The following is a 25493-nucleotide window of genomic DNA, read 5'->3' on the forward strand; positions in this document are numbered from 1 at the left end:
TCACTTCACGGTGATGGTCACCGTCCGCGACATCGTCTTCCCGTGGACCACACGCAGCATCTCCTTGCCCATCCCGGTCAGCTTGATGACCAGGGTGTAGGTGGCCTTGCTGCCCTTCTTGACCGTGGCGGTCTTCACGGTGACCCACTTCTTGCCGTCGAAGCGCTGGAGGTCGAGCCGGTCGCCGGCCTTCAGGCCGTTGGTCTGGCCCGTGAACGTCACCGACTGACCGGACTTCACCTCGGTCCTGTTGGCGCGGATGGTGATCGAGGCCGCGGTCACGGCCGGCTTGTGGGTGGGCTTGCTCGACTTCGTCGCCGTGGGGCTCGGCGCCTTCGTCGACATGCTGGCCGCCGGGTCGGGTGCGACCGGGTCCGCGGCGAACGCGGTGGCCGCCGCGGACGTCAGCAGCGCGACGGAGAGCGCACCGGCGGCAAGGCCACGGGTGGAGCGGGTGCGAAGTGAGGATTTCACGTTTGTCTCCTGTGCTTCGACAGTTCCCCCACTGACGGACTCCCCCAGCGCGCGCACTCCTGAGGCTTCCATGTAACCGACCCCGCTGCGACCCGGATGTCACCGCATTGCAGTAACGCCCAAGCCCCCAAACCGGTTACCTCTCGTGATCAGACCAGGTGGATCGGGTCACCTTGGCGAGTTATTTCTTACCTTCCGCCGTGCGCAGGCCCTCGTCCCTCCCTCTGCCTACGCTGGTAGCGCGGTCCCCTTCATGGCTGGGTATGGGATATATGTGCCATATATGCCATATGTTCCGTATTGCCTATACGGCCGGGGCCGTTCGTAGAGCCGTAGCGCAGGAGTGCACGCCGATGGCCGCCACGGAGCACGCTCGCCCGAGCCGGTTGCGGGCGTGGATGCTGCAGGGGCTGTCCGACATGGGCAGGGCGGACGTCCCGCAGGGTCCGCACGCCCAGCCCGAACCCCCGCACAAGGGCCGGCGCTGGTGGCGGGTGATGTGCCTGACCGGTGTCGACTACTTCTCCACCCTCGGCTACCAGCCCGGCATCGCCGCCCTCGCCGCCGGACTGCTCTCCCCCGTCGCCACCGTCGTCCTGGTCGCCGTCACCCTGGCCGGCGCCCTGCCCGTCTACCGCCGCGTCGCCGAGGAGAGCCCGCACGGCCAAGGCTCCATCGCCATGCTGGAACGCCTGCTCTCCTTCTGGCAGGGCAAGCTGTTCGTCCTCACCCTGCTCGGCTTCGCCGCCACCGACTTCCTGATCACCATCACCCTCTCCGCCGCCGACGCCTCCACCCACCTGATCGAGAACCCCCACCTCACCGGCGCCCTGCACGGCCACCAGATGCTGATCACCATGCTGCTGATCGCCCTCCTCGGTGCCGTCTTCCTCAAGGGCTTCCTGGAGGCGATCGGCGTCGCGGTCGCCCTCGTCGGCGTGTACCTGGCGCTGAACGCCGTCGTGGTGGTCGTGGGCCTGTGGCACGTCCTGACCGCCGAGCACCTGGTGGTCGACTGGACGGGCGCACTGACCACCCAGTACAGCAGCGCGTTCGTCATGGTCGGGGTGGCGCTGATCGTCTTCCCGAAGCTGGCGCTCGGCCTGTCCGGCTTCGAGACCGGCGTCGCCGTCATGCCGCACGTCCAGGGCGACCCCGGCGACACCGAGGAGAAGCCCACCGGCCGGATTCGCGACACCAAGAAGCTGCTGACCACGGCCGCCTTCATCATGAGCGTCTTCCTGATCACCACGAGCTTCATCACGACGCTGCTGATCCCGGCACCCGCGTTCAAGCCGGGCGGCCCGGCCAACGGGCGGGCGCTGGCGTACCTGGCGCACCAGTACCTGGGGGCCGGCTTCGGCTCGGTCTACGACATCTCCACGATCGCGATCCTGTGGTTCGCGGGCGCCTCCGCCATGGCCGGGCTGCTCAACCTGATGCCCCGCTACCTGCCCCGCTACGGCATGGCCCCGCACTGGGCCCGCGCGGTGCGCCCCATGGTCATCGTCTTCACGCTGATCGCCTTCCTGGTCACCTGGATCTTCGACGCCAACGTCGACGCCCAGGGCGGCGCCTATGCCACCGGCGTCCTGGTGCTGATCAGCTCCGCCGCGATCGCGGTGACCATCGCCGCCCACAAGGCCCGCCAGCGCCGTCTGGTGGTCGTCTTCTCGGCGATCTCCGCGGTCTTCCTGTACACGACGGTCGTGAACGTCCTCGAACGGCCGGACGGTGTGAAGATCGGCGCCTGCTTCATCGCCGGGATCATCCTCGTCTCACTGCTGTCCCGGCTCGCCCGCTCCTTCGAACTGCGCGTGACCAGCGTGACGCTCGACGACATGGCGGAACGCTTCGTGAGGGACATCGCCAGCCGTCGTATCCGCTTCATCGCCAACGAGCCGGACAACCGGGACTTCGAGGAGTACCGGGGGAAGATCGAGCAGATCCGCAACGACAACGACCTCCCGCTGCAGGAGGACTTCGTCTTCGTGGAGGTGACCGTCGGCGACCCCTCGGAGTTCGAGTCGAGCATGACGGTCCGCGGCGAGGTCCTGCACGACCGCTACCGGGTGCTCACCCTGGAGTCGTCCTCGATCCCCAACGCCCTCGCGGCCCTGCTGCTGCACGTCCGGGAGAGCACCGGCTGCATCCCGCACATCTACTTCGAGTGGACCGAGGGCAACCCGTTCGCCAACTTCCTGCGCTTCTTCCTCTTCGGCCAGGGCGAGGTGGCGCCGGTCACCCGGGAGGTCCTGCGGGAGGCGGAGCCGAACCGCGCGCGCCGGCCACGCGTGCACGTCGGGTGACCCCTCAGTCGTCCCCGGCCCTGGTTCGCCCGCCCACCGTGAACCCGATGACCGCACCGCCGCCCACGCGCCGGTACGCGAACGGCGCACCCCCGTGCGAGGTGGCGACCTCCCGCACGATCGAGAGTCCCAGTCCCGACCCGGGCAGACTCCGCGCGTCCGCGGCCCGGTAGAACCGGTCGAAGATCCGCATGAGATCCGCCTCCTCGATCCCGGGCCCCCGGTCCAGCACCTCCACCCGTACGATCCCCAGCGGCGCCCCGCTCTCCGGCTCGTCCGAGTCCTCCAGCTGGAGCGGATGCTCCGGACCGGTCACGACGATCTCGATCGGCGCCTTGGCGTCGCGGTCGAACTTCGCCGCGTTCTCCAGCAGGTTCGACACCGCCCGCTGCAACGCCGTGGTACGGCCGTCGACCGTCGTGTCGCCACTGGACCGGACGACGATCTCGCGCCCCGTACGCCGCCGGGCGATCGTCGCCGCGTCCTCCGCGACATCGGCCAGCGTCAGCCGCTGCACCGGCTCCGTGTCCGACTGCCCGGCCGCGAGCGCGACCAGCTCGTTCACCAGGTCGGTCAGCTCACGGGACTCCTCGGCGAGGTCGGCGACCAGCTCCTCGCGGGCGGCGGCAGGCAGCTCGTCTATCCGGCGCAGCAGGGAGATGTTGGTCCGCAGCGAGGTGAGCGGCGTGCGCAGCTCGTGGCCCGCGTCCTGCACCAGGCGCCGCTGGTCCTCCTCCGACTGGGCGAGGCGCCCGAGCATGCGGTCGAAGGAGCGGCCCAGGCGGCCCACCTCGTCGTTCCCGGTGACCGGCACCTGGATGCCGAGCCGCCGGGTGCGCGCCACGTCCTCGGCGGCACCGGCCAGGACGACCAGCCGCCGGGTGATCCGCCGGGCCAGCCACCAGCCGAACAGGCCGGCCGCTATCACGACCGCCCCCATCAACAGGGCCGTGCGCTGCTGGAGGCTGCGGAGCAGGTCCTCGGTGGAGCTGAGCTCCTGGGCGACCTGCACCCCGCCCTGGCCGCGCCCGAGCGCGACGGTCGCGACCCGGTAGACGTCACCGCCGACGTCGACGTTCTTGTGCTCCACCAGCTTGGCGGCCTTGGCGCTCTCGGCGATCTTGCGGTCGTCGGCGCCCACGGGCAGCGGCGGGTTGGAGTGGTCGACGACCGTGCCGCCGGGACCGAGCACCTGCACGACCGTGCGAGCGGGCCGGATGATGTCGTCCCGCGGGGTGTCGTGGTCCTTGTCGGAGATGGCGAAGTCGTCCGGCATCAGCTGCTTCTGGCTGACCTGGTCCCGCAGGTCAGCCACGACCTGGGCGAACACGGTCTGCTGGTCCACGCGCACCAGGCGGGCGGCGGCGTCGTAGCTCAGGAAGCCGACCAGGACGGTGACACCGGCGGCGACGGCCGCGAACGACAGGGTGAAGGTCGTCCGCAGCGAGGACACCTTGCGCAGCCGGGCCCGCAGCCGCAGCCGACGGCGCAGCCCGGGTGGCAGCCGGTGCCACAGGCGCATCCAGAACCCGACGTCCGCGTCGGCGCCGGAACGGGCTGGTGGAGGCACCTAGTCCTCCCTCAGGACGTACCCCACGCCGCGTACCGTGTGGATGAGCGCCGGTGCGCCCGGCTCGTCGAGCTTGCGCCGCAGATAGCCCACGTAGACGGCGAGGTTCTTGGATCCGGGGCCGAAGTCGTAACCCCAGATGCGGTCATAGATGGTGGCGTGGTCGAGGACGATGCCGGCGTTGCGGGCGAGCAGTTCCAGCAGGTCGAACTCGGTGCGGGTGAGTTCCAGCTCGCGCTCGCCGCGCCAGGCCCGCCGAGCCTGCACGTCCATGCGGAGCCCGGCGACGGACACCTGGCCGGTGGGGGTCTTGTCCTCTTCCCTGGGGGCCTCGAAGGAGCCGCCGTTGGTGCGGCGCAGCAGGGCCCGGAGCCGGGCGAAGACCTCCTCGATGTCGAACGGCTTGACGACGTAGTCGTCGGCGCCCGCGTCCAGGCCGGCGATGCGGTCGGCGGTCTCGACGAGTGCGGTGAGCATCAGGATGGGCGTGCGGTCGCCCTCGGCGCGCAGCACGCGGCACACCTGGAGGCCGTCGATGCCGGGCATCATCACATCGAGGACGAGCACGTCGGGGCGGCTGCGGTGGGCCTGGGCGAGGGCCTCCACCCCGTCGGCCACGGCGGTCACCTGGTAACCCTCCAGTGTCAGTGCACGTTCCAGGGCATGGCGGATGGCGCGGTCGTCCTCAGCGAGCAGCACTGTCTGGGTCACGCCCCCAGTCTGCCAAGGTCACGGAGGTGCACCAGCGGGTGGGTGGAGCGGCGAGGGGGCTTCTTACCCGCCTCTCACCGCCCGGAACGCGGTGACTTACCTGGTCGGGCCAGCGTGTCGGCCATGTCACGCCGCCGCGCGCCCCTTGCGGGAGGGGACGCGGAGGGCCGTCGAGGCGGGCCGCGACACAGCGGCTGCGGGCGTCGACCGACGGGGGCCCGTCACCGGGCACCACGCGCCGAGCTCCCGGTTCCGCCGCGTCCCCGAGCCCACCCGGCCCGCCATCCCAGGGCGTGGCCGGGTGACGGTCCGCCCGACCGGTCCCGGATCCCCCCGGTCCGGAGACCGGCCGACGCGCACGGGTGGGCCGGTACGGCACGACGGCGGCGGCCCACCCTCACCCACGCCCAGGGCCCCGCCGGGTACCGTCCGGCCCGCCCGTTTCTCTCAGCCGCGCAGGGCGGCCAGCTGCTCCTCGAAGGGGACCACCCGGAAGCCGTGCGAGACGGTCGCACCGCGGCCGTCCCGAGCAGGCGCCCCCTCGCCGTCCGCCCCGGCCGCGCTCTCCGCTGCGGCCGGTCCCCGGTGGGCACCGGCAGGCTCCGCCACGGACCCGGTGGTCTCGGCGAAGGAGCCGCGCGGCTCAGGTGCGGAAGGGGTGGGGACCGTCCCGTACAGCCCCTCGCCGGGGGACCCCGCGCCCATCAGCCCGGCCAGCTCCCCCGCCGCCCGTTCGATCCGTTCCGGCAGGCCCTCCGCGCCCCAGTCCTCCGACGCCGCGTAGACGCCCGTCGGGGCGACCACCGCGCGCAGGTAGGAGAAGAGCGGACGCAGCGCGTGGTCCAGGACCAGGGAGTGGCGGGCGGAGCCGCCGGTCGCGGCGATCAGGACCGGCTTGCCCACCAGCGCGTCCTTGTCCAGCACGTCGAAGAAGGACTTGAACAGCCCGCTGTACGACGCCGAGAACACCGGCGTGACGACGATCAGCCCGTCCGCCTCCGTCACGGCCTCGAGTGCGGCGGCCAGCGCCCGGCCCGGAAAACCGTTCGTGAAGTTGTGCGCGATCTCCACGGCGAGGTCCCGCAACTCCACGACCCGCACCGACACCGGCGCCCTGTCCTCCACCGCGGCGGCCAGCCGGTCCGCGAGCAGCCGCGTGGACGACGGCACGCTCAGCCCCGCCGAGACGACGACGAGCTTCATACGGTGCTCACCCCTTCCGCGGCGGACTTCTCCGCGCTCTCCTCCGCGCTCTTGCCGGCCTCCTCGGCGGCCAGCAGCGAGGCGTGCGTCGGCGCCTCCGGCACCCCGGCCGGCCGGTCCTTCGCGAACTCCTTCCGCAGCACCGGCACGACCTCCTCGCCGAGCATGTCGAGCTGCTCCAGCACGGTCTTCAGCGGCAGTCCCGCGTGGTCCATCAGGAACAGCTGCCGCTGGTAGTCCCCGGCGTACTCGCGGAAGGACAGCGTCCGCTCGATCACCTGTTGCGGCGAGCCGACGGTCAGCGGCGTCTCGGCCGTGAAGTCCTCGAGGGACGGCCCGTGCCCGTAGACGGGCGCGTTGTCGAAGTACGGGCGGAACTCGCGCACCGCGTCCTGCGAGTTGCGGCGCATGAACACCTGGCCGCCCAGACCCACGATCGCCTGCTCGGGCGTGCCGTGCCCGTAGTGGGCGAAGCGCTCCCGGTAGAACTCGACCATGCGCTTGGTGTGGTCGGCGGGCCAGAAGATGTTGTTGTGGAAGAACCCGTCGCCGTAGAAGGCCGCCTGCTCGGCGATCTCCGGGGAGCGGATGGAGCCGTGCCAGACGAACGGCGGTACGCCGTCCAGCGGGCGCGGCGTGGAGGTGAAGCCCTGCAGCGGTGTGCGGAACTTGCCCTCCCAGTTCACCACGTCCTCGCGCCACAGCCGGCGCAGCAGCGCGTAGTTCTCGATGGCGAGGTTGATGCCCTGCCGGATGTCCTGGCCGAACCACGGATACACCGGCCCGGTGTTGCCGCGCCCCATCATCAGGTCCACCCGGCCGTCCGCGAGGTGCTGGAGCATCGCGTAGTCCTCGGCGATCTTCACCGGGTCGTTGGTGGTGATCAGGGTGGTGGACGTGGAGAGGATCAGCTTCTCGGTGCGCGCGGCGATGTAGCCGAGCATCGTGGTCGGGGACGACGGCACGAACGGCGGGTTGTGGTGCTCACCCATCGCGAAGACGTCGAGGCCCACCTCCTCCGCCTTCAGCGCGATGGCGACCATGGCCTTGATCCGCTCACGCTCGGTCGGCGTCCGGCCCGTCGTCGGGTCCGGCGTGACATCGCCGACGCTGAAGATCCCGAACTGCATGGTCGCTCACCCTCCAGGTTGTTTACGATTCAACTACACCCCCAAACGGGTCCACCCCTCTCTCTATTCCTGCACTGTCAGTGGCCCCCCGTACGATCCGGACATGGCCGCCCCACGCCGTGACACCCGAGGCATCGTCGACGCGGCGGAGCTCTTCGCACGCGTGGACTTCCGCCGCCGCGAACCGGCCGCACCCCTGCGGCCGTACCTGGAGCACTACTGGCTGATCGACTGGGACCTGACCCGGCCGTACGCCTCACACGTGGTGCCGCACCCGTCCGTGAACATCGTCTTCCAGCAGTACGAGGACAGGGAGCCCTGCGCCGAGATCGCCGGCATCGGTCTGGAGCTCTTCACCCAGAAACTGGAGGGAAAGGGCCGGGTCTGCGGCATCCAGTTCCGCCCGGGCGGCTTCCGCCCCTTCTTCCCCGACCGGCCGGTGTCACAGTGGACGGGCAAGCGGATCCCGCTCCCGGAAGCCGACGTGGACGCCGTCCTCGCCCCCGACGACGAGGACGCCCGCGTCGCCGCCCTGGACACCTTCCTCCTGAACCTCGCCCCCCGCCCCGACCCCCAGGCCGACCTCGCCATGGCTCTGGTCGACCGCATCCGCACGGACCGCACGATCCGCCGCGTCACCGACTTCGCCCGGTCGCAGGGCATGTCCGTACGGGTCATGCAGCGCCTGTTCGCCGCGTACGTGGGCGTGGGCCCGAAGTGGGTGATCCTGCGCTACCGCATCCACGAGGCCCTGGAACGCGCGGAGACCGAGAGCGCGGTGGACTGGGCGGGCCTGGCGGCCGACCTGGGCTACGCGGACCAGGCCCACCTGGTGAGGGACTTCACGGCGACGGTGGGGGTACCTCCCACGGCCTACGGCCGGCACAGCCCCCGTCAGTCCCCTCCGCCCCCTCCGGCTCCCTAGAAGGCGTACTCGTCCCCCGTCTCCAGAGCGAGCACGTGCTGCCGGTCGCCGGCGGGGTCCCGGTCGGCGGCGTCGCCGTCGCGCAGGGTGTCGACCTCCAGCCGCACCTCGGCCGGTGCCCCCTCAAGGCCCACCCGCAGCCGGATCTCCCGGCCCACACCGCCCCCCGGGAGCGGACCCGTCCCGCACCACACCGTGCTCGGATCGGCCACCGCACAGCCCTGAGGCAACTGCTGCGCGCCGTCCAGGGCTCGCGAGAAGTGCAGCCGTACGGTCGCACCGGCGACGGCGGCCCAGCCGTCGTTGCGCGGGGTGAGGCGTACGTCGGCCCGGCCGCCGCTCAGGGACACATACCCGTGAGAGGCGAGGGCGATCCTGGGCCCTGTCACCGCCGCCACGGCGGGCACGGCGGCACCCACCGCCAGGGCCGTGCCCAGCACACCTGCGATCCGCTTCCGCATACGTCACTTCCTCCGCGTCGGCCCCCGCACATCACCGCATGTATGCCACGCCGACGACAGGACAGGCGCCGCCGGGCAGGTGAGGCGAGGAAGCCGAAGGGATCGCCGGGCCCACGGGAAACGGCGTGCGAAGGTGGCCGCATGCTGATCCTTCGCTCCGCCGCCCTGTTCCTCCTCGCAGCGCTGTTCGAGATCGGCGGCGCCTGGCTCGTCTGGCAGGGCGTGCGCGAACACCGCGGATGGCTGTGGATCGGCGCGGGCGTGATGGCCCTCGGCGTCTACGGCTTCGTCGCCACCTTCCAGCCGGACGCCCACTTCGGCCGCGTCCTGGCGGCGTACGGCGGTGTCTTCGTGGCCGGTTCACTGGCGTGGGGCATGGTGGCGGACGGCTACCGCCCCGACCGCTGGGACGTGACCGGTGCGCTGATCTGTCTCGCCGGAATGGCCGTGATCATGTGGGCGCCGCGGGGCCACTGACCACGCTTCGGGCGCCCCGCCGGGCGCGTGCCCCGCCACCTATCCTGGGTCCAAGACGCTCGTACGCCCGCGTGAACGAGCAACTGCCGCACGACCGTCGAGGAGTCGCCCATGACCGCCGCAGCACCCTCCGCCGCTTCCCGCATCGCCGTCGTCACGGGCGCGAGCAGCGGAATCGGCGCCGCGACGGCCCGTCAGCTCGCGGCCGCCGGCTACCGCGTCGTCCTCACCGCCCGCCGCAAGGACCGCATCGAGGCGCTCGCCGAGGAGCTGACGAAGGCCGGCCACTCGGCGACGGCGTACGCGCTCGACGTCACCGACCGCGCGGCGGTCGACGAGTTCGCCACGGCCTTCAAGACGATCGGCGTCCTCGTGAACAACGCGGGCGGCGCGCTCGGCGCCGACCCGGTGGCGACCGGCGACCCCGAGGACTGGCGCCGGATGTACGAGACGAACGTCCTCGGCACCCTCAATGTCACCCAGGCCCTGCTCCCCGCCCTGACGGCGAGCGGCGACGGCACGGTGGTCGTCGTCTCCTCCACCGCCGGCCACGCCACCTACGAGGGCGGCGCCGGCTACGTCGCGGCCAAGCACGCCGAGCACGTCCTCGCCGAGACCCTGCGTCTGGAGATCGTGGGCACCCCGGTCCGCGTGATCGAGATCGCGCCCGGCATGGTGAAGACGGACGAGTTCTCGCTGACCCGCTTCGGCGGCGACCAGGAGAAGGCCGCGAAGGTCTACGAGGGCGTCGCCGAGCCCCTGACGGCGGACGACGTGGCCGACACGATCACCTGGGCGGTCACCCGCCCCAGCCACGTCAACATCGACCTCCTGGTGGTCCGCCCCCGCGCTCAGGCCTCGAACACCAAGGTCCACCGGGATCTGTGATGCCCGACCCCGACGCCGACCCCGACCGCACGGCGGAACAGCAGCGCCTCGCCCTGGAGAAGAAACGCGAACGCTACGTCTGGTACTACCTGGCGTACTTCCTCTTCGGCATCCACCTCGTGGCGTTCGTGATGATCTACGCCGTGCGGCACGCCAAGTAAAGAACCCAAGGGCCCCTGCCTCAGCCCTTCACGCAGACGACCTGCTTCAGCTTGGCCACGACCTCCACGAGGTCGCTCTGCTGCTCGATGACCTTCTCGATGGGCTTGTAGGCACCCGGGATCTCGTCCACGACGCCGGAGTCCTTGCGGCACTCGACGCCCCGCGTCTGGTCCTCCAGGTCCTTCGCCGTGAACCGGCGCTTGGCCGCATTGCGGCTCATGCGCCGACCGGCGCCGTGGGAAGCGGAATTGAAGGCGAGCTCGTTGCCGAGGCCCTGCACGATGTACGAACCCGTGCCCATCGAGCCCGGGATGATCCCGTACTCGCCGTGGCCGGCACGGATCGCGCCCTTGCGGGTGACGAGCAGGTCCATGCCCTCGTACCGCTCCTCGGCCACATAGTTGTGGTGGCAGGAGATCTCCGGCTCGAACGTCGGCTTCGCCTTCTTGAACTCCTTGCGGATCACGTCCTTCAGGAGCGCCATCATGATCGTGCGGTTGTACTTGGCGTACTCCTGCGCCCAGAACAGGTCGTTGCGGTAGGCCGCCATCTGCGGGGTGTCCGCCACGAAGACGGCGAGGTCACGGTCGACCAGGCCCTGGTTGTGCGGGAGTTTCTGGGCCACGCCGATGTGGTGCTCGGCGAGTTCCTTGCCGATGTTGCGGGAGCCGGAGTGGAGCATCAGCCAGACGGAACCGTCTGTATCTGTGCACACCTCGACAAAATGGTTCCCGGATCCAAGCGTTCCCATCTGCTTGAGGGCCCGCTCCTCACGGAACCTCACCGCCTCGGCCACCCCACCGAACCGCCCCCAGAACTCCCCCCACCCCGAGGTGGCGAACCCGTGCAGTCGCCCCGGATCCACCGGGTCGTCATGCATCCCCCGCCCCACCGGAATCGCCTGCTCGATCTTCGAGCGCAGTCGCGACAGATCCCCCGGCAGGTCGTTCGCCGTCAGTGACGTCTTCACGGCCGACATCCCGCAGCCGATGTCCACCCCCACCGCCGCCGGGCACACCGCGTCCCGCATCGCGATCACCGAGCCGACCGTCGCGCCCTTGCCGTAGTGGACGTCCGGCATGACCGCCAGGCCCTCGATCCACGGCAGCGTCGACACGTTCCGCAGCTGCTGCATCGCGGCGTCCTCGACCGTCGCCGGATCCGTCCACATGCGGATCGGGACCTTCGCCCCCGGCACCTCTACGTACGACATATCGTCCTCAATCCCCCGGAATCACAACAGAAGTCTGTAAACGCAAAAACCGGCGCCAAGGTCGACGTAAAGGACAACGGACCGGCGTCCACGGCAGTGCGTGCGATACACATTGTCTCCAGGGGTCCGCCCCGTGCGGCAACCGAATAACCAGCGGCCCCACCCCGCGGAACACCGTCGAGAGGAGCCTCACCGTGCAGCGGAAGGCGTACGTACCGGGCGCCGCCGTGCTCCTCGCGGCCCTGTTGGCCGCCTGCACCGGCGGTTCCGGCAGTGGTGGCCGGGCCACGGACCCCAAGGCCGGTTCCACCACGAGCGCCGCCGCGCCGCAGCCGGGCAAGTACCGCACCCTCGCCGACGCCTGCGGTGCGGTCGGCCATGACACCCTCGACTCGCTCCTGCCGGGCCTGAAGCAGATAGCGGACCAGGAGCAGCGCGACAAGGCGTACCAGGGCGAGGCCGCCCTCACCTACAACAACGACCGTCGCTCGGGCTGCCGTTGGAAGGCGGAGTCCCCCGACGCCACGGACCATCTGTTCGTCGACTTCGAGCGGGTGGTGTCGTACGACAACACGGTCTCCGACGACGACGCCGCCCACCAGGTCTACGTCACCAAGGAACTGGCCGCGCATCTTCCCGAGCCCGGTGCCGGGGCCGGTGCCAGTTCTGGCTCCAGCTCCAGCTCGGGTTCCAGTTCGAGCCCGGGTGGTGGTTCCGGCTCCGGTTCCTCCGCGTCCCCGTCCGCCGCCGGCGCCAGTGGCAGTTCCAAGCCCTCCGCATCGGCCTCCGGATCCCCCTCCGGCAGTCCCTCCGTCACCGGAACCCCGGCCGATCTGCAGCCCCGCACACTCGACGACCTCGGCGACGAGGCGTTCATCGACGACCAGCTGAGCACCGCCCAGCAGCGGACCGTGACTGTGGTGTTCCGCACGTCCAACGTGATCGTGACCATCGAGTACGACGAGCAGCCGACCACCCCCGGAACCACCCCGAGCAGCAAGGACATGCAGGACAAGGCCAGGAAACTGGCCGGACAGCTGGCCGGCTCGCTCGGCTGACGGACGCCCTCGCACCGCCCCCGCGAGGGAACCGAACCTCACCCCGCATGCGTCCCCACCGCGTACCGTGGCCCCTCGGAACCGTTCCGACCGCACGACCACGAGCGTCACAAGCGTCATGAGTGAAGGAACCATGCACCGACCTGCACAGCGAGACCAGAACGATCACAGCGATCAGGGCGAGCGCCGGCCGGGCCGGCGGGGTTCGCGCGTGAGCCGCCTCCTCGTCTGCGCGGCGGCCGTCCCGGTGGTGCTCGTCGCCGCCGGTTGTTCCTCGGGCTCCTCCGGTTCGGGCTCGGGCGGTGACGCGAAGCCGCAGGCGCAGGAGTCGAGCGCGCAGCCGTCGAAGAGCGCGTCGGCGAACGCGGTGCAGGCCGCCGCGTACGCGACGCTGCCCCAGCCGTGCTCGGTGCTGTCGCAGAAGACCCTGGGCGACCTGGTCCCGCAGGGTGTGAAGTCCGGCAAGGCGGGCTCGACGGACGACGCGAAGACGCGGTCCAGCTGCTCGTGGAGCAGTCTGCAGAACAACGGCGTCAAGGGCTCCCAGTTCCGCTGGCTGAACGTCTCCCTGCTGCGCTTCGAGTCGGACGCCACGCGTGGTGACGGCAACAAGCTGGCGCAGCAGTACTACGACCAGCAGGTGCAGGACGCCAAGGCGGTCGAGGGAGCGAAGAACACGAAGGCGGTTCCGGTTTCCGGGGCGGGCGACGCGGCGACGGCCGTGGCGTACGACCTGAACAAGAAGGAAGGCGACTTCAAGCAGCAGACGGTGGTGGCGCGCGTGGAGAACGTCGTGGTCACCGTCGACTACAACGGCGCGGGCCTGGCCGGCGACAAGACGCCGAACGCGGACGACCTGACCAAGGCGGCGGAGAACGCCGTCAAGGAGGTGGTGTCCGCGGTGTCGGCGGCGAACGGCGACGGCGGAAAGGCGGGGGGCGGGTCTCCGTCGCAGGGGGCGTCGAAGAGCGCCTCGCCGTCGAAGTCCGCGTCGGCGTCGTCGTCCGCGTCGGCGAGCCCCGGGAAGAGCGGGTCCCCGTCGGCGTCCGCCTCGCCGAAGAGCTGAGCCGGCCGCCGCGGAACGCTTGGCGCGCAGGGCGGTCGCGGGGGCCGGTCCGGTGCGTGTGTGGGGTCTCCCCATACCGGCCACCCGTTCACCGCACGCGTGTGCCACCCTGTTGCGCGCAACAACAGGCACTGGGAGGGGAGTACAGGTGGCCGCGCCACTGCAGTTGACACGGATGCACCGGGTTCTCATCGGTGTGGTCGTCACCGGTGCTGTCATCATCGCCGGGATCGGCTTCGCGGGCTCGTACGCGGCCGTTCGTGAGCTGGCCATCAAGAAGGGCTTCGGGAACTTCAGTTACGTGTTCCCGGTCGGCATCGACGCGGGCATCTGTGTGCTGCTGGCTCTGGACCTGCTCCTGACGTGGATCCGCATCCCCTTCCCGCTGCTGCGTCAGACGGCGTGGCTGCTGACGGCGGCGACGATCGCGTTCAACGGTGCGGCGGCGTGGCCGGACCCGCTGGGTGTGGGCATGCACGCGGTGATCCCGGTGCTGTTCGTGGTCGCGGTCGAGGCGGCCCGGCATGCGATCGGCCGGATCGCGGACATCACGGCGGACAAGCACATGGAGGGCGTCCGTCTGACCCGCTGGCTCCTCTCGCCGGTCCCGACGTTTCTGCTGTGGCGGCGGATGAAGCTGTGGGAGCTGCGGTCGTACGACCAGGTGATCAAGCTGGAGCAGGAACGTCTCGTCTACCAGGCGCGCCTGCGCTCCCGCTTCGGCCGGGCGTGGCGTCGTAAGGCCCCGGTGGAGTCGCTGATGCCGCTGAGGCTGGCGAGGTACGGCGTCCCGCTGGCGGAGACGGCGTCGGCGGGCCTGGCGGCGGCGGGCATCGAACCGGCGCTGATACCCTCGGCGCCGCAGCTGAGCGCCGCTGCGGGCAGTCGTGGTGCCGGGGCGGCACCGGCCCCGCAGCCGGCCGCACCGCTCGGCGGGCAGCGCCCCCAGCTCGAGGGCGACCCCGGGTATCCGGGATACGAGGAGCCGGACGACCAGAGCCCCTGGTTCCAGGCCCCACGCCAGGTGGACTACCACGGCGACTACGACCCGACGTACGAGCCGGAGCCCCCGTACGACGACTGGTACGAGGAGCAGCACGCGGAGCAGTTCGAGCAGACCGTCCCGCAGAAGTTCCAGGCGCCCGTCCCGCAGGGCTTCCAGCAGTCCGGCCCGCAGGGGCCCCCGCAGCCCTCCCCCGAGGACACCGGCAGCTTCCCCATCCCCGTCGGCCCGAACCGCACCCGGGAACTCGGCGAGGGCGGCGGCACCCCCCAGCCGGAGCCGACCGAGGAGGACTACTACCAGGTCTTCCGCAAGTCGATAGACGGCAGCTTTCCCACCCCGCACCAGTTCGCCGACGCGGTGGAGGCGACCTACGGCACCACTCTCCCCGCCCGTGAGGCCGACCGCATGGTCAACCGCTTCACGAACCGCTTCAACGCGGAACTGGAAGAGGACCACATCGCATAGAGCGGGAGTGGACTGACGTACCACGACGGGGGGCGCCCGGTGACACCGGGCGCCCCCCGTCACATGTACAAGGAGACTAGGCGCCGAGCAGCTTGCGCACCCGGTCCTGGCCCACCGCGAGCAGCAGCGTGGGCAGGCGCGGGCCGGTGTCGCGGCCGACGAGCAGGTGGTAGAGGAGCGCGAAGAACGACCGCTGGGCCGTCTTGATCTCCGGCGGCAGCTCCTTCGGCGTGGCGTCGGCGGAGAATCCGGCCTGCACCTTCGGTACGCCGTAGACGAGATGCGTCAGCCCGTCCAGCGACCAGTGCTCCTCCAGGCCGTCGAGCAGCAGCCGGATCGACTGCTGGGAGGGCTCGTCGAGGGACTTCAGCAGCTCGACGTCGGGCTCGTCGCGGACGATGGTGCGCTGGTCGGCGGGGACGTGGGTGTTGATCCACGCCTCGGCCTTGTCGTACCGGGGGCGGGCCTCGTCGAGCGAGGCCAGCGGGTTGGCCGGGTCGAGGTCGGACAGGATGCGCAGCGCCTGGTCCTGGTGGCCGGCGGTGATGTCGGCGACGGACGCGAGGGTGCGGTACGGCAGCGGGCGGGGCGTCTTCGGCAGCTCACCGGCGGCGGTGCCCACCGCGCGCGTGTACGCGGCGACGTCGCCCGGGAGGGCGGAGCCGTCGGCGACCTTGCCCGCGAGCTTGTCCCACTCGTCGTAGAGGCGCTGGATCTCCTGGTCGAAGGCGATCTTGAAGGACTGGTTGGGCCTGCGGCGGGCGTACAGCCACCGCAGGATCTGCGGCTCCATGATCTGCAGGGCGTCGGCCGGGGTCGGGACGCCACCGCGCGAGGACGACATCTTCGCCATGCCGGAGATGCCGACGAAGGCGTACATGGGCCCGATGGGCTGCTTGCCGCCGAAGATCCCGACGATCTGCCCGCCGACCTGGTACGACGACCCGGGGGACGAGTGGTCGACGCCGCTCGGCTCGAAGATCACGCCCTCGTAGGCCCAGCGCATCGGCCAGTCGACCTTCCAGACCAGCTTGCCGCGGTTGAACTCGCTCAGCCGGACCGTCTCGGAGAAGCCGCACGCGGTGCAGGTGTACGTCATCTCGGTCGAGTCGTCGTCGTATGCGGTGACCGTGGTGAAGTCCTTGCCGCACTCGCCGCAGTAGGGCTTGTACGGGAAGTAACCGGCGGCGCCGGAGCTGCCGTCGTCCTCGGAGGCGGCGCCCGAGCCCTCCTCGGCCTCCAGCTCGGCCTCGTCGACGGGCTTCTGCTGCTGCTTCTTGGCGGGCTTCGGCTTGGTGCGGTACTGGGCGAGGATCGCGTCGATGTCGCCGCGGTGCCTCATCGCGTGCAGGATCTGGTCCCGGTACGCGCCGGAGGTGTACTGCGCGGTCTGGCTGATGCCGTCGAACTCCACGCCCAGCTCGGCGAGCGAGGCGATCATAGCGGCCTTGAAGTGCTCGGCCCAGTTCGGGTACGCCGAGCCCTTCGGGGCCGGGACGGAGGTGAGCGGCTTGCCGATGTGCTCGGCCCACGACTCGTCCACGCCCGCGACACCGGCCGGCACCTTCCGGTACCGGTCGTAGTCGTCCCAGGAGATCAGGTGCCGCACCTCGTAGCCGCGCCGGCGGATCTCGTCGGCGACCAGGTGCGGGGTCATGACCTCGCGCAGGTTCCCCAGGTGGATGGGGCCGGACGGCGAGAGTCCGGACGCGACGACGACCGGTTTGCCCGGGGCCCGACGCTCCGACTCCTCGATGACCTCATCCGCGAAACGGGAGACCCAGTCGGTGGTCTCGGTGCTCTGAGCCACGATCGGCACGTCCTCTTTTTCTGAAGGTTCTCCACGAGCAGCCGGTACGGTCGCACGGCTGACCGCTCCATTGTCCCAGGCTGCGGCACATCCACGAAAACGCCTTTTCAACGCGTTGGACGGGCGGACGGGGCCCGCCGTTCACCCGGCGAGAGGAAAATTCGCTTTACCCCCCATGGGATACTGGCCGTGTCTATCCATCCCCACGAGGAGAACGGCACCCATACCTATGGCCTCGGTCACGTCCCTCACGTCCGCCGTCCACCAGCGCCTCGCGTCCGCCCTCTCGGCTGCCCTGCCCGAGGCCGCCGACGCGGACCCGCTGCTGCGACGCAGCGACCGGGCGGACTTCCAGGCCAACGGGATCCTGGCGCTGGCGAAGAAGGCGAAGGCGAACCCGCGGGAGCTGGCGACACAGGTCGTCGGCCAGGTGGTCACCGGTGACGTGATCGGGACCGTCGAGGTCTCGGGCCCCGGCTTCCTCAACATCACGGTCACGGACAAGGCGATCACCGAGAACCTCGCCGCCCGCGCCGCCGACCCCGAGGGCCGCCTCGGCGTGCCGTACACCGAGCGGCCGGGCACCACGGTGATCGACTACGCCCAGCCGAACGTGGCGAAGGAGATGCACGTCGGTCACCTGCGCTCCGCGGTGATCGGCGACTCGGTCGTCAAGCTGCTGGAGTTCACCGGCGAGACGGTGATCCGCCGGCACCACATCGGCGACTGGGGCACCCAGTTCGGCATGCTCATCCAGTACCTGGACGAGCACCCGCACGAGCTGGACCACAAGGCCGCCGAGGTGACGGGCGAGGAGGCGATGTCGAACCTCGACCGCCTCTACAAGGCCGCGCGCAAGCTGTTCGACTCCGACGAGGAGTTCAAGACGCGGGCGCGGCGCCGGGTGGTCGACCTGCAGGCCGGCGACCCGCACACGCTCGCCATGTGGCAGAAGTTCGTCGACGAGTCGAAGATCTACTTCTTCTCGGTCTTCGAGAAGCTGGACATGGAGATCCGGGACCCCGACATCGTCGGCGAGTCCGGCTACAACGACATGCTGGCCGAGACCTGCCGCCTCCTGGAGGAGTCGGGCGTCGCCGTCCGCTCCGAAGGGGCGCTCTGCGTCTTCTTCGACGACATCAAGGGCCCCGACGGCAAGCCGGTCCCGCTGATCGTGCAGAAGTCGGACGGCGGCTACGGCTACGCGGCGACGGACCTGTCCGCGATCAGGGACCGCGTCTTCAACCTGAAGGCGAACTCGATCATCTACGTCGTGGACGCCCGCCAGTCGCTGCACTTCAAGATGGTCTTCGAGACCGCGCGGCGGGCCGGCTGGCTGAACGACGACGTGAAGGCGTACCAGCTCGCCTTCGGCACGGTCCTCGGCAAGGACGGCAAGCCGTTCAAGACCCGTGAGGGCGAGACGGTGCGGCTGGTGGACCTGCTGGACGAGGCGATCGACCGCGCCTCGTCCGTCGTCCGGGAGAAGGCGCAGGACCTGTCCGAGGAGGAGATCGCCGAGCGGGGTGCCCAGGTGGGCATCGGCGCGGTGAAGTACGCGGACCTGTCGACGTCGGCGAACCGGGACTACAAGTTCGACCTGGACCAGATGGTGTCGCTGAACGGTGACACGTCCGTGTACCTGCAGTACGCGTACGCCCGTATCCAGTCGATCCTGCGCAAGGCCGGCGACGTACGGCCGTCGGCGCACCCGGAGCTGGCTCTGACGGACGCGGAGCGTGCGCTCGGCCTGCACGTGGACGCCTTCGCGGAGACGGTGGCGGAGGCGGCGGCGGAGTACGCCCCGCACAAGATGGCGGCGTACCTCTACCAGCTGGCGTCCCTGTACACGTCGTTCTACGACAAGTGCCCGGTCCTGAAGGCCGAGACCCCCGAGCAGGTGGAGAACCGCCTGTTCCTGTGCGACGTCACGGCCCGGACGCTGCACGAGGGGATGGCGCTGCTGGGGATCCGGACGCCCGAGCGGCTCTGACCCCCGGCACCCACCGTCACACGGAAGGCCGCGGCCCGTCCTCCCCCCCGTGGGAGGACGGGCCGCGGCCTTGTGGACAGCACCCCTCAGGACCCCTCAGGACCCCTCAGGACTCTCAGGACTCCTCAGGCCCCCGCGGGCAGCCGTTGTCAGGCGTAGTGGTCGGCGAACCTCTTGAAGGCGGCCTTGGTGTCCCTTCCGGCGATTCCGTCGATCTTGCCCTTGTAGCCGCCGTACTTCTTCAGCATGCGCTGCAGCGCCTTCACCGTGTCGCTTCCGACGACACCGTCGATCTTCTTGTTGTAGCCCCAGTACTTGTGCAGGTAGCGCTGCATCGCCTTCCAGCTCTCGGTGCCGAGCAGGCCGTCGATCTTGCCCGTGTAGCCCCAGTTCTCCTTCAGCACCCGCTGGATACCCTTGGCCTCCTTGGTGTTGAGGCCCAGGTTGTCCACCGACTGCGCGGAGACGTCCTGGGCGCTCACCGCCGGCTTGGCGGCCGGCGCGGGGGCCGCGAAGCCGGCGGTCGCACCCGCGAGGCTTCCGGCGGCGATCCCGGCGACGGCGGTGGCGGCAACGAGGGTCCTGGCCATGAGGTTCGGTCGCATGCGTGTCCCTTTCGGGTGATCGGGCGGCGTCCGACGTGGTGGGCGCCGCTGACGACTCGAGAGTGCGGGGTCGGCGGCGAGGTCCGCCACGAGCACCGCCGAATTGACGTCCTCGCGGGACGTCCCAGGCTCTGACCTGCGGGGATGCGCCCTCTCAGGACGCCTGGCCGGGACGCTTCGACGGCCCGTCGGCGGGGACGGCTCGGGCGGGCGGGTGGCCTGTTCGGTGCCGGGACGGGAACCGGTATGTGGGGCACGCCGTGAGAGTTCATGCAGAATGCGGCGGAAACAGGGACCCATCGGCCAGGGTCCCGGGACGCGAGTAGGGGGAACATGTCCCGTTGGAAAGCGCTGCCCGCAGATCTGGATCCGCGTGTGCGGCAGTTGGTGGTGCGATTACGGCGGCTGAAGGACCACGGCGATCTGAGCATGCACCGGCTGGCCGCGAAGACCGGCTACAGCCAGAAGTCGTGGGAGCGGTATCTGAACGGCAGGTCGCTGCCGCCCCGGGAGGCCGTGGAGGCGTTGGCCCAGGTGGGCGGCGAGGAGCCGACACGGCTGCTGGTGCTGCACGAACTGGCCGCGGAGGCCTGGGAGAAGCGGCGGCGGGGCGCGACCGGGGCGGAGGCGGACGAAGAGGCCGCTTCGGAGACGGAGGCGGACGAAGAGTTCACTTCGGAGACGGAAGCAGAAGGGGGCGAGGAGACCCCGTCCCCGGCGGACGGCAAGACGGCGCGACCGCACGGACGTTCGTTGCGCATCGCGGTGGCGGCCGGGGCCGTGGCCCTCGCACTGGCCATCGTCTCGGCGGTCCTCCTGGTGGTCCGCCTCACGGACCACGGCACGGACAACCGAGCGGCGACGCCCCGGCCCGCGTCGTCCGCCGGGTCCTTTCCGACGTCGGGGTCGGCGCCCTCGTACACCTGCCGCATCCAGCGGATCGACGGCCACTGGTATGCGGGCAACAGCCGTACGCACGACGCGATCCTGGCCCAGGGCCTGGCGGGGCCGGACGTGGCCGAGGCGCAGTGTCTGCTGCGCCGGGCGGGCTTCGCCCCGGGTGGTGTCGACGGCGTCTACGGTCCGCTGACCGAGCGTGCGGTCAAGGACCTGCAGAAGCGGGCCGGCCTGCCCGCGGACGGCATCGTCGGACCGCACACCTGGAAAGCGCTGCGCAAATGACCCGGCCGACGGGGGCGCGGGGGACGACGTCTCCGGAACGGACGCGGCTGGTCGCCGAACTGCGCGAGCTGAAGGCACGCACCGGCCTGAGCCTGGCCCGCCTCGAGGAGCGCACCCCCTACAGCAAGTCGTCCTGGGAGCGCTATCTCAACGGCAAGACGCTGCCGCCGCGCCAGGCCGTACTGGACCTGTGCCGCCTCGCCGACGAACCCGCCGGTCGCTGTCTGGCCCTGTGGGAGCTGGCGGAGTCGGAGGCGAGCGGACGCGCACGGGAGGAGGGGCCCGCCACGGCCCCGGCACCGCAGTCGCCCCCACCGGCGCCTCCCGCTTCCTCCCCCTCCCCGGACGCGGACACGGCAAGGGCCACGGACGGGAACCCGGACGGGGACACGGCGGAGGCCGCGAACACCCGCCGGGACCCGGCGGAAGAAACCGGCCACGCCATCCGGAAGGGCACGGCCACCGCGCTGCTCGCCGCCGTATGCGCCCTCGCCACCGGAGCCGTCGCCCTGGCCCTCTTCCTCCTGCCGCACCCCGGCGGCGCGCCACGACCGTCCCCGCCCGCACCCGCGCCCGTGCTCGCCCCGCTCTGCCGGGGCGCCGCCTGCGAGGGCGGGGACCCGCTGGCCCTGCACTGCGGTCCCCACCCGGACACCCTGGCGTCGCACCACACCATCGCCGGCGTCGGCATGGAACTGCGCTATAGCGTGGGGTGCGGCGCGAGTTGGGCCCGGATGTGGGGCGCCCACATCGGCGACCGGATCGAGGTGACCACCGAAGGGCGTACCCAGTCCGCCCGGGTCAAGGACACCGACGATGCCCAGCTCTACGTCTACACCCCCATGACCGCCACCCGCGCCGGCACCGCCGTCCGAGCATGCTTCCGACCGGCGCAGGGCGGGCAACCGGAGTGCTTCGAGGGCCGCGTGACGGCGCGGTAGCTACTCGCGCACCGCTTCGAACTCACACCACACCACCTTGCCCGGGTCCCGCTCCCCCACCCCCCACTTGTCCGAGAGCGCCGCCACCAGCAGCAGCCCCCGGCCGCCCCCCTCCGCCTCCAGCGGAATGCGCGGCTCACCCGGGCCGCTGTCGTGCACCTCCACCCGCAGCACCGCGCCGTCGTACCGCAGGAACACCCGGAAGCAACGGCCCGGCGGCACCCCGTGCACCAGCGCGTTCGTCGCCAACTCGCTGACACACAACAGCACGTCGTCGCTCCGCTCGGCCTGCGCCAGTCCCCAGCCGGCCAGCGCCTCGCAGGCGAACTGCCGCGCGGCCGGGACGGATCGGCGTTCCCGCCGGAAGAACCTCTCGCGCAGCGGCGGGAGTTGGATCATCTCGTTCACGAGACGAGTGTTGCGGAGAGTCACTACCGTGGATCACTGAGTGAACCCGTACCAATTTTTTGTACGGGTTCGTTCGAGGTCGCGCACGAGCACGGGTGGGGAGTGGGACCAGCATGACCTCCAGGAAGCCTCCACGGAAGAAGAACGTCTCGGCCATGAAGATGCTGGGCGTCCAACTGGGCACGGCACGGCGTGCGGCGGGGTACACGCAGGGGTCCCTGGCCAGGGAGCTGATGGTCGACGAGGAGACCATCGCGTCGATCGAGCAGGGGCGACGGCCGCTGAAACCGGACCTGGCCGACGCGCTGGACGAACTTCTCGACACGAAGGGGTTGTTGACGGCCGGGGTGGCCAACCTCCCGGAGATCGACCAGTTCCCGATGTGGGCCGAGTTGTACATCCACCACGAGCGTGAAGCCATCTCCCTGTCGTGGTATGACGCGACGGTCCTGCCCGGCCTGCTCCAGACCGAGGACTACGCACGGGCAGTACTGCGCGAACGGGTCCCCGCGTACGACGAGGACGAGGTCGAGACCCGGACGGCAGCCCGGGTCGAGCGGCAGGAGATCCTGCATCGGAAGGTCCCGCCCACGCTCAGCTTCGTCGTGTGGGAGCCGGTGCTGTACCTGAGCATCGGCAGTCCGAGCGTGCGCAGCGAGCAGCTACGGCACCTTCGCGCAATCGCCGAACTGCCAGGACTGGCCCTGCAGTTTCTTCCGCTGAGCAGCCCGCATCACGCAGGACTCAACGGCCCCTTCACCCTCCTCGAGACCCCGGACCACCAACACCTCGCCTACACCGAGTCCCAACGCGGCAGCCAGTGGGTTTCCGACCCGGATGAGGTGTCCATCCTGGCGCGCAAATATGCGATGCTGCGAACACAAGCCCTGACGACTCACGACTCCATGGGGCTGCTCGACCGCCTGCTAGGAGATACATGAGCACCGAATCGCTTCAGTGGTTCAAGTCGACCTACAGCGGTGACGAGGGTGGCCAGTGCCTCGAAGTCGCCTACATCTGGCACAAGTCCAGCCACAGCGGCAGCGAAGGCGGCCAGTGCGTAGAGGTCGCCGCCTGCCCCCACTCGGTCCACATCCGCGACTCCAAGAACCCCACCGGCCCCACCCTCCAGATCTCCCCCGAAACCTGGGCCGCCTTCACCACCTACGCCGTCCGCTAGGACCGGTTGTCAGTGGCTGCCCCTAAAGTCACTGGCATGGCGACACTTCCCAACCTCCTGCCCAAGTTGGCGGCCGACCCCAGCGGGCGTGCGCTCGGGCTTGAGCTCCCGCCCGGGAGACTGATCGACTCCACGGACGAGGGGGCATGGCACGAGCCGCTGCTGTGGCATGCCGGGCGCCCGGCGTCCTCCGGCAACTGGGCGCGGCTGGGGGCGCTGGCCGCGCGGGCCGGGCTGCTGCGGGTGCTGGTCGACGTCGGTGACAGCGGAGGCGGGCCGGAGGCCTGGCCGTTGATGCCCGGCAGGATGTCGTATCCCGGGGATCACGACGCCGAGGAGGTGCTGGCCGAGCTGTGGGAGGACTACACCGCGGACGCGTCCGGCGTGGACGACGACCCGGAAGAGCTCGCGGAGACGCTCGCCCCCTTCGGCCGTGAGTGGCCGGGCCTGGCCCCCGCGCCCCGGCTGGAGGCGGACCCCGACGCCCGTGCCGCCGAAGTCGCGGACCACTTCCTGGACGACGGCTCCTGGTTCGAGGAGCCGCGCCTCGCCCTCGTCCCGGCCCGTCGCTCCGCGGACATCCCCGCGGCCATGGGCTGGACCGGTGCGCTCAACTACGAGAGCGACACGGCCGTCCTGTGTTCCGTGCTCCGCTCGTGGGAGGACCGCTTCGGCATACGGGTCGTCGCGCTCACCTTCGACCGGCTGGTCCTCTCGGTCGCCGCACCGCCCACCACCATGACCGAGGCGGAGGCGGTGGCCGCCGAGCACTTCGCCTTCTGCCCGGACACCATCACCCAGGGATACCACGAGACGCTGCGCGCCTACGCGGCGCACGCGGTCCTGGGCCAACGGGTCTGGTCGTTCTGGTGGGACTGAGCCGCAAGGCACGGGAAGGGGCTCAGGCCAGGCCCTTCCCCAGCCTCCGCAGCCCCTCCTCGATCTCCACGGGCGTGTGGGTGACGAAGCAGAGCCGCAGGGTCGACCGGTCGGGCGCGTCGGCGTAGAACGGCGCGCCCGGGACGTACGCCACGTCGTGTTCCACCACCCGCGGCAGCAGCGCCGTGGTGTCGTACCCCTCGGGCAGCCGCGCCCAGAGGAACATGCCGCCCGCAGGGCGGTTCCAGACCGAGCCCTCGGGCAGGGCGTCCGCGAGGCCGGCGAGCATCGTGTCCCGGCGGTCGCGGTAGACCGCGGCCACCCGGGCGACGTGCGCGTCGAGGTCGCGGTCCGCCAAGTACCGTGCGGCGGCCAGCTGGTTGACGGTCGGGGTGTGCAGATCCGCGGCCTGCTTGGCGATCGCGCAGGCCCGCCGCAGCGCCGCCGGTGCCCGCAGCCAGCCGAGCCGCAGGCCGGGGGCCATCACCTTGGAGAAGGAGCCGAGGAGGACGGCGCGGTCGTACGCGTCCTCGTACGAGGCGATCCACGGCACCCGCTCGCCCTCGAAGCGAAGCTCCCCGTACGGGTCGTCCTCGACGATCCACAGGCCGTGCCGGACGGCGGCGCCGGCGATCGCGGCGCGGCGGTCGGCGGGGAACGTGCGGCCGGTGGGGTTCTGGAACGTGGGGACGGTGTAGAGCAGCTTGGGGCGCTCCCGGCGCACGAGTTCCACCAGCGCTGCCGGGTCGAGGCCGTCCTCGTCGCCAGGGACGGCGACGACCCTGGCGCCCGCGAAGCCGAAGGACTGGAGGGCGGCGAGATAGCAGGGGTTCTCGACGAGGACCGTGTCGCCGGGCTCCAGCAGGGCGGTCGCGAGCAGGGAGAGGGCCTGCTGGGAGCCGGTGGTGACGAGCAGGTCGTCGGGGCCGGTGGCGAGGCCGCGCGCGGTGGTGCGGTCGGCGAGCGCGGCGCGCAGCGCCGGTTCGCCCTCGGTCGTCGCGTACTGGAGGGCCCGCTGCGGAGCCTCCGTCAGCACGGCCTGGAACGCGGCGGCGACGCCCTCGCTGTCGAAGAGCTCGGGGGCGGGCAGGCCGCCCGCGAAGTTGACGACTTCGGGACGCGCGGTGACGGCGAGGATGTCCCGAACGGGGGAACCGCCGACCGAGGCGACCCGGGCGGCGAGCGCGGGCTGTGGCGGACCGCTGGGCGTGCTGTCGCTGGAGGTCACGAGGGCGGCTCCTGGTGGGTGGGGCGTTCCCGGACGGAACACGTCATGTGGAACACCATTCGAAAACGGCTCGTTCGTGCACCTTAGGGATATCGCTGCCCCCTACAACAGTCTCGTTTCGCCATGCGGACGACGGTCCGTGGGCCCTA

At 70.7% G+C, this 25493-nt stretch carries 25 protein-coding genes; 14 read left to right on the top strand and 11 right to left on the bottom strand.

The features are described from left to right. Positions 1 to 474, bottom strand: a complete 474-nt coding sequence (locus tag ACFYZJ_RS33615; RefSeq protein ID WP_388574493.1) for a hypothetical protein — start codon at positions 472 to 474, stop codon at positions 1 to 3. A 353-nt stretch (positions 475 to 827) separates the two neighbouring features. Here ACFYZJ_RS33615 and ACFYZJ_RS33620 point away from each other — a divergent pair, with 353 nt between their 5' ends. Continuing rightward, entirely contained in the window at positions 828 to 2783 is a 1956-nt protein-coding gene (locus tag ACFYZJ_RS33620; RefSeq protein WP_388574495.1) for an amino acid transporter, read from the top strand. Between the two features lie 4 nt (positions 2784 to 2787). Here the strand turns inward: ACFYZJ_RS33620 and ACFYZJ_RS33625 are convergent, their stop codons facing one another. The 4 genes from ACFYZJ_RS33625 to ACFYZJ_RS33640 form a co-directional block, all read right to left on the bottom strand. Beyond that, positions 2788 to 4305, bottom strand: coding sequence for an ATP-binding protein (locus tag ACFYZJ_RS33625; protein WP_388574619.1), 1518 nt, complete (start codon positions 4303 to 4305; stop codon positions 2788 to 2790). Between the two features lie 48 nt (positions 4306 to 4353). Continuing rightward, positions 4354 to 5064, bottom strand: coding sequence for a response regulator transcription factor (locus ACFYZJ_RS33630; RefSeq protein ID WP_388574498.1), 711 nt, complete (start codon positions 5062 to 5064; stop codon positions 4354 to 4356). Positions 5065 to 5511: 447 nt separating this feature from the next. Further along, positions 5512 to 6267 (bottom strand): FMN reductase, encoded by a 756-nt coding sequence (locus tag ACFYZJ_RS33635; RefSeq protein ID WP_388574501.1) that lies wholly within the window; start codon positions 6265 to 6267, stop codon positions 5512 to 5514. Then, positions 6264 to 7397 carry an LLM class flavin-dependent oxidoreductase gene (locus ACFYZJ_RS33640; protein ID WP_388574504.1) on the bottom strand — a complete coding sequence of 378 codons (1134 nt, stop codon included), beginning with the start codon at positions 7395 to 7397 and terminating at the stop codon, positions 6264 to 6266. The genes ACFYZJ_RS33635 and ACFYZJ_RS33640 overlap by 4 nt, the downstream gene beginning before the upstream one ends. A 103-nt stretch (positions 7398 to 7500) precedes the next feature. Here ACFYZJ_RS33640 and ACFYZJ_RS33645 point away from each other — a divergent pair, with 103 nt between their 5' ends. Beyond that, a complete protein-coding gene (locus ACFYZJ_RS33645; RefSeq protein ID WP_388574506.1) occupies positions 7501 to 8322 on the top strand; it encodes a DUF6597 domain-containing transcriptional factor in 822 nt (273 codons plus the stop codon). On the opposite strand, the gene ACFYZJ_RS33650 is transcribed toward ACFYZJ_RS33645, so the two are convergent. Further along, positions 8319 to 8783, bottom strand: coding sequence for a hypothetical protein (locus ACFYZJ_RS33650; RefSeq protein WP_388574509.1), 465 nt, complete (start codon positions 8781 to 8783; stop codon positions 8319 to 8321). The two genes, ACFYZJ_RS33645 and ACFYZJ_RS33650, sit on opposite strands and share 4 nt — an antisense overlap. Positions 8784 to 8924: 141 nt before the next feature. On the opposite strand from ACFYZJ_RS33650, the gene ACFYZJ_RS33655 reads away from it, so the two are divergent. From ACFYZJ_RS33655 to ACFYZJ_RS33665, 3 genes are all read left to right on the top strand, one after another. Next, positions 8925 to 9260, top strand: a complete 336-nt coding sequence (locus tag ACFYZJ_RS33655; protein WP_388574512.1) for a YnfA family protein — start codon at positions 8925 to 8927, stop codon at positions 9258 to 9260. A 111-nt stretch (positions 9261 to 9371) separates the two neighbouring features. Further along, positions 9372 to 10148: an SDR family NAD(P)-dependent oxidoreductase gene (locus tag ACFYZJ_RS33660; RefSeq protein ID WP_388574515.1), complete on the top strand. Its 777-nt coding sequence runs from the start codon at positions 9372 to 9374 to the stop codon at positions 10146 to 10148. Beyond that, positions 10148 to 10309, top strand: a complete 162-nt coding sequence (locus ACFYZJ_RS33665) for a hypothetical protein (protein ID WP_388574517.1) — start codon at positions 10148 to 10150, stop codon at positions 10307 to 10309. The genes ACFYZJ_RS33660 and ACFYZJ_RS33665 overlap by 1 nt, the downstream gene beginning before the upstream one ends. Positions 10310 to 10329: 20 nt before the next feature. Here the strand turns inward: ACFYZJ_RS33665 and ACFYZJ_RS33670 are convergent, their stop codons facing one another. Next, positions 10330 to 11523 carry an RtcB family protein gene (locus ACFYZJ_RS33670; RefSeq protein WP_388574520.1) on the bottom strand — a complete coding sequence of 398 codons (1194 nt, stop codon included), beginning with the start codon at positions 11521 to 11523 and terminating at the stop codon, positions 10330 to 10332. A 194-nt stretch (positions 11524 to 11717) separates the two neighbouring features. On the opposite strand from ACFYZJ_RS33670, the gene ACFYZJ_RS33675 reads away from it, so the two are divergent. The 3 genes from ACFYZJ_RS33675 (at position 11718) to ACFYZJ_RS33685 (ending at position 15118) form a co-directional block, all read left to right on the top strand. Then, positions 11718 to 12581 (top strand): DUF3558 domain-containing protein, encoded by an 864-nt coding sequence (locus ACFYZJ_RS33675; protein ID WP_388574522.1) that lies wholly within the window; start codon positions 11718 to 11720, stop codon positions 12579 to 12581. Positions 12582 to 12699: 118 nt separating this feature from the next. Then, positions 12700 to 13647 (top strand): DUF3558 family protein, encoded by a 948-nt coding sequence (locus ACFYZJ_RS33680; protein ID WP_388574525.1) that lies wholly within the window; start codon positions 12700 to 12702, stop codon positions 13645 to 13647. Positions 13648 to 13822: 175 nt separating this feature from the next. Continuing rightward, positions 13823 to 15118 (top strand): DUF2637 domain-containing protein, encoded by a 1296-nt coding sequence (locus ACFYZJ_RS33685; protein ID WP_388574622.1) that lies wholly within the window; start codon positions 13823 to 13825, stop codon positions 15116 to 15118. A 76-nt stretch (positions 15119 to 15194) separates the two neighbouring features. On the opposite strand, the gene lysS is transcribed toward ACFYZJ_RS33685, so the two are convergent. Beyond that, positions 15195 to 16937: a lysine--tRNA ligase gene (gene lysS / locus ACFYZJ_RS33690; protein WP_388574527.1), complete on the bottom strand. Its 1743-nt coding sequence runs from the start codon at positions 16935 to 16937 to the stop codon at positions 15195 to 15197. Between the two features lie 220 nt (positions 16938 to 17157). Here lysS and argS point away from each other — a divergent pair, with 220 nt between their 5' ends. Continuing rightward, positions 17158 to 18921, top strand: a complete 1764-nt coding sequence (gene argS / locus ACFYZJ_RS33695; protein ID WP_388574530.1) for an arginine--tRNA ligase — start codon at positions 17158 to 17160, stop codon at positions 18919 to 18921. Positions 18922 to 19070: 149 nt separating this feature from the next. On the opposite strand, the gene ACFYZJ_RS33700 is transcribed toward argS, so the two are convergent. Continuing rightward, positions 19071 to 19526, bottom strand: coding sequence for a peptidoglycan-binding domain-containing protein (locus ACFYZJ_RS33700; protein WP_388574533.1), 456 nt, complete (start codon positions 19524 to 19526; stop codon positions 19071 to 19073). 333 nt (positions 19527 to 19859) lie between these two features. Between ACFYZJ_RS33700 and ACFYZJ_RS33705 the strand changes: the two genes are divergently transcribed. Together ACFYZJ_RS33705 and ACFYZJ_RS33710 are read left to right on the top strand one after the other, a co-directional pair. Beyond that, on the top strand, positions 19860 to 20708 hold the full coding sequence (locus tag ACFYZJ_RS33705) for a peptidoglycan-binding protein (protein WP_388574535.1): 849 nt from the start codon (positions 19860 to 19862) through the stop codon (positions 20706 to 20708). Further along, positions 20705 to 21649 carry a DUF2690 domain-containing protein gene (locus ACFYZJ_RS33710; protein WP_388574538.1) on the top strand — a complete coding sequence of 315 codons (945 nt, stop codon included), beginning with the start codon at positions 20705 to 20707 and terminating at the stop codon, positions 21647 to 21649. The genes ACFYZJ_RS33705 and ACFYZJ_RS33710 overlap by 4 nt, the downstream gene beginning before the upstream one ends. Here ACFYZJ_RS33710 and ACFYZJ_RS33715 read toward each other — a convergent pair whose 3' ends face one another. Continuing rightward, complete coding sequence (locus ACFYZJ_RS33715; RefSeq protein ID WP_388574541.1) at positions 21650 to 22057, bottom strand: ATP-binding protein; 408 nt, start codon at positions 22055 to 22057, stop codon at positions 21650 to 21652. It lies immediately after the preceding gene. Positions 22058 to 22170: 113 nt separating this feature from the next. Between ACFYZJ_RS33715 and ACFYZJ_RS33720 the strand changes: the two genes are divergently transcribed. From ACFYZJ_RS33720 to ACFYZJ_RS33730, 3 genes are read left to right on the top strand one after another with little or no spacing between them, the layout of a single operon-like run. Beyond that, positions 22171 to 22998 carry a Scr1 family TA system antitoxin-like transcriptional regulator gene (locus ACFYZJ_RS33720; protein WP_388574544.1) on the top strand — a complete coding sequence of 276 codons (828 nt, stop codon included), beginning with the start codon at positions 22171 to 22173 and terminating at the stop codon, positions 22996 to 22998. Then, the gene (locus ACFYZJ_RS33725; RefSeq protein ID WP_388574548.1) at positions 22995 to 23237 is read left to right on the top strand and encodes a DUF397 domain-containing protein; all 243 of its coding nucleotides are present in this window, start codon (positions 22995 to 22997) and stop codon (positions 23235 to 23237) included. Before ACFYZJ_RS33720 ends, ACFYZJ_RS33725 begins: the two co-directional genes overlap by 4 nt. 36 nt (positions 23238 to 23273) lie before the next feature. Further along, the gene (locus ACFYZJ_RS33730) at positions 23274 to 24116 is read left to right on the top strand and encodes a DUF4253 domain-containing protein (protein ID WP_388574550.1); all 843 of its coding nucleotides are present in this window, start codon (positions 23274 to 23276) and stop codon (positions 24114 to 24116) included. 22 nt (positions 24117 to 24138) lie between these two features. Here ACFYZJ_RS33730 and ACFYZJ_RS33735 read toward each other — a convergent pair whose 3' ends face one another. Then, entirely contained in the window at positions 24139 to 25344 is a 1206-nt protein-coding gene (locus tag ACFYZJ_RS33735; protein WP_388574553.1) for a PLP-dependent aminotransferase family protein, read from the bottom strand. Positions 25345 to 25493 lie beyond the last annotated feature (149 nt).

The sequence above is a fragment of the Streptomyces sp. NPDC001848 genome (genome assembly GCF_042891915.1).
In the GTDB taxonomy this organism is placed as follows: domain Bacteria; phylum Actinomycetota; class Actinomycetes; order Streptomycetales; family Streptomycetaceae; genus Streptomyces.

Excerpts from the sequence above, each read along its gene's own strand:
- ACFYZJ_RS33620 (WP_388574495.1), top strand. The coding sequence starts at position 828 with ATGGCCGCCACGGAGCACGCTCGCCCGAGCCGGTTGCGGGCGTGGATG.
- ACFYZJ_RS33625 (WP_388574619.1), bottom strand. The coding sequence starts at position 4,305 with ATGCGCCTGTGGCACCGGCTGCCACCCGGGCTGCGCCGTCGGCTGCGG.
- ACFYZJ_RS33635 (WP_388574501.1), bottom strand. The coding sequence starts at position 6,267 with ATGAAGCTCGTCGTCGTCTCGGCGGGGCTGAGCGTGCCGTCGTCCACG.
- ACFYZJ_RS33640 (WP_388574504.1), bottom strand. The coding sequence starts at position 7,397 with ATGCAGTTCGGGATCTTCAGCGTCGGCGATGTCACGCCGGACCCGACG.
- ACFYZJ_RS33645 (WP_388574506.1), top strand. The coding sequence starts at position 7,501 with ATGGCCGCCCCACGCCGTGACACCCGAGGCATCGTCGACGCGGCGGAG.
- ACFYZJ_RS33650 (WP_388574509.1), bottom strand. The coding sequence starts at position 8,783 with ATGCGGAAGCGGATCGCAGGTGTGCTGGGCACGGCCCTGGCGGTGGGT.
- ACFYZJ_RS33655 (WP_388574512.1), top strand. The coding sequence starts at position 8,925 with ATGCTGATCCTTCGCTCCGCCGCCCTGTTCCTCCTCGCAGCGCTGTTC.
- ACFYZJ_RS33660 (WP_388574515.1), top strand. The coding sequence starts at position 9,372 with ATGACCGCCGCAGCACCCTCCGCCGCTTCCCGCATCGCCGTCGTCACG.
- ACFYZJ_RS33665 (WP_388574517.1), top strand. The coding sequence starts at position 10,148 with ATGCCCGACCCCGACGCCGACCCCGACCGCACGGCGGAACAGCAGCGC.
- ACFYZJ_RS33670 (WP_388574520.1), bottom strand. The coding sequence starts at position 11,523 with ATGTCGTACGTAGAGGTGCCGGGGGCGAAGGTCCCGATCCGCATGTGG.
- ACFYZJ_RS33680 (WP_388574525.1), top strand. The coding sequence starts at position 12,700 with ATGAGTGAAGGAACCATGCACCGACCTGCACAGCGAGACCAGAACGAT.
- ACFYZJ_RS33685 (WP_388574622.1), top strand. The coding sequence starts at position 13,823 with ATGCACCGGGTTCTCATCGGTGTGGTCGTCACCGGTGCTGTCATCATC.
- argS (WP_388574530.1), top strand. The coding sequence starts at position 17,158 with ATGGCCTCGGTCACGTCCCTCACGTCCGCCGTCCACCAGCGCCTCGCG.
- ACFYZJ_RS33700 (WP_388574533.1), bottom strand. The coding sequence starts at position 19,526 with ATGCGACCGAACCTCATGGCCAGGACCCTCGTTGCCGCCACCGCCGTC.
- ACFYZJ_RS33705 (WP_388574535.1), top strand. The coding sequence starts at position 19,860 with ATGTCCCGTTGGAAAGCGCTGCCCGCAGATCTGGATCCGCGTGTGCGG.
- ACFYZJ_RS33710 (WP_388574538.1), top strand. The coding sequence starts at position 20,705 with ATGACCCGGCCGACGGGGGCGCGGGGGACGACGTCTCCGGAACGGACG.
- ACFYZJ_RS33720 (WP_388574544.1), top strand. The coding sequence starts at position 22,171 with ATGACCTCCAGGAAGCCTCCACGGAAGAAGAACGTCTCGGCCATGAAG.
- ACFYZJ_RS33725 (WP_388574548.1), top strand. The coding sequence starts at position 22,995 with ATGAGCACCGAATCGCTTCAGTGGTTCAAGTCGACCTACAGCGGTGAC.
- ACFYZJ_RS33730 (WP_388574550.1), top strand. The coding sequence starts at position 23,274 with ATGGCGACACTTCCCAACCTCCTGCCCAAGTTGGCGGCCGACCCCAGC.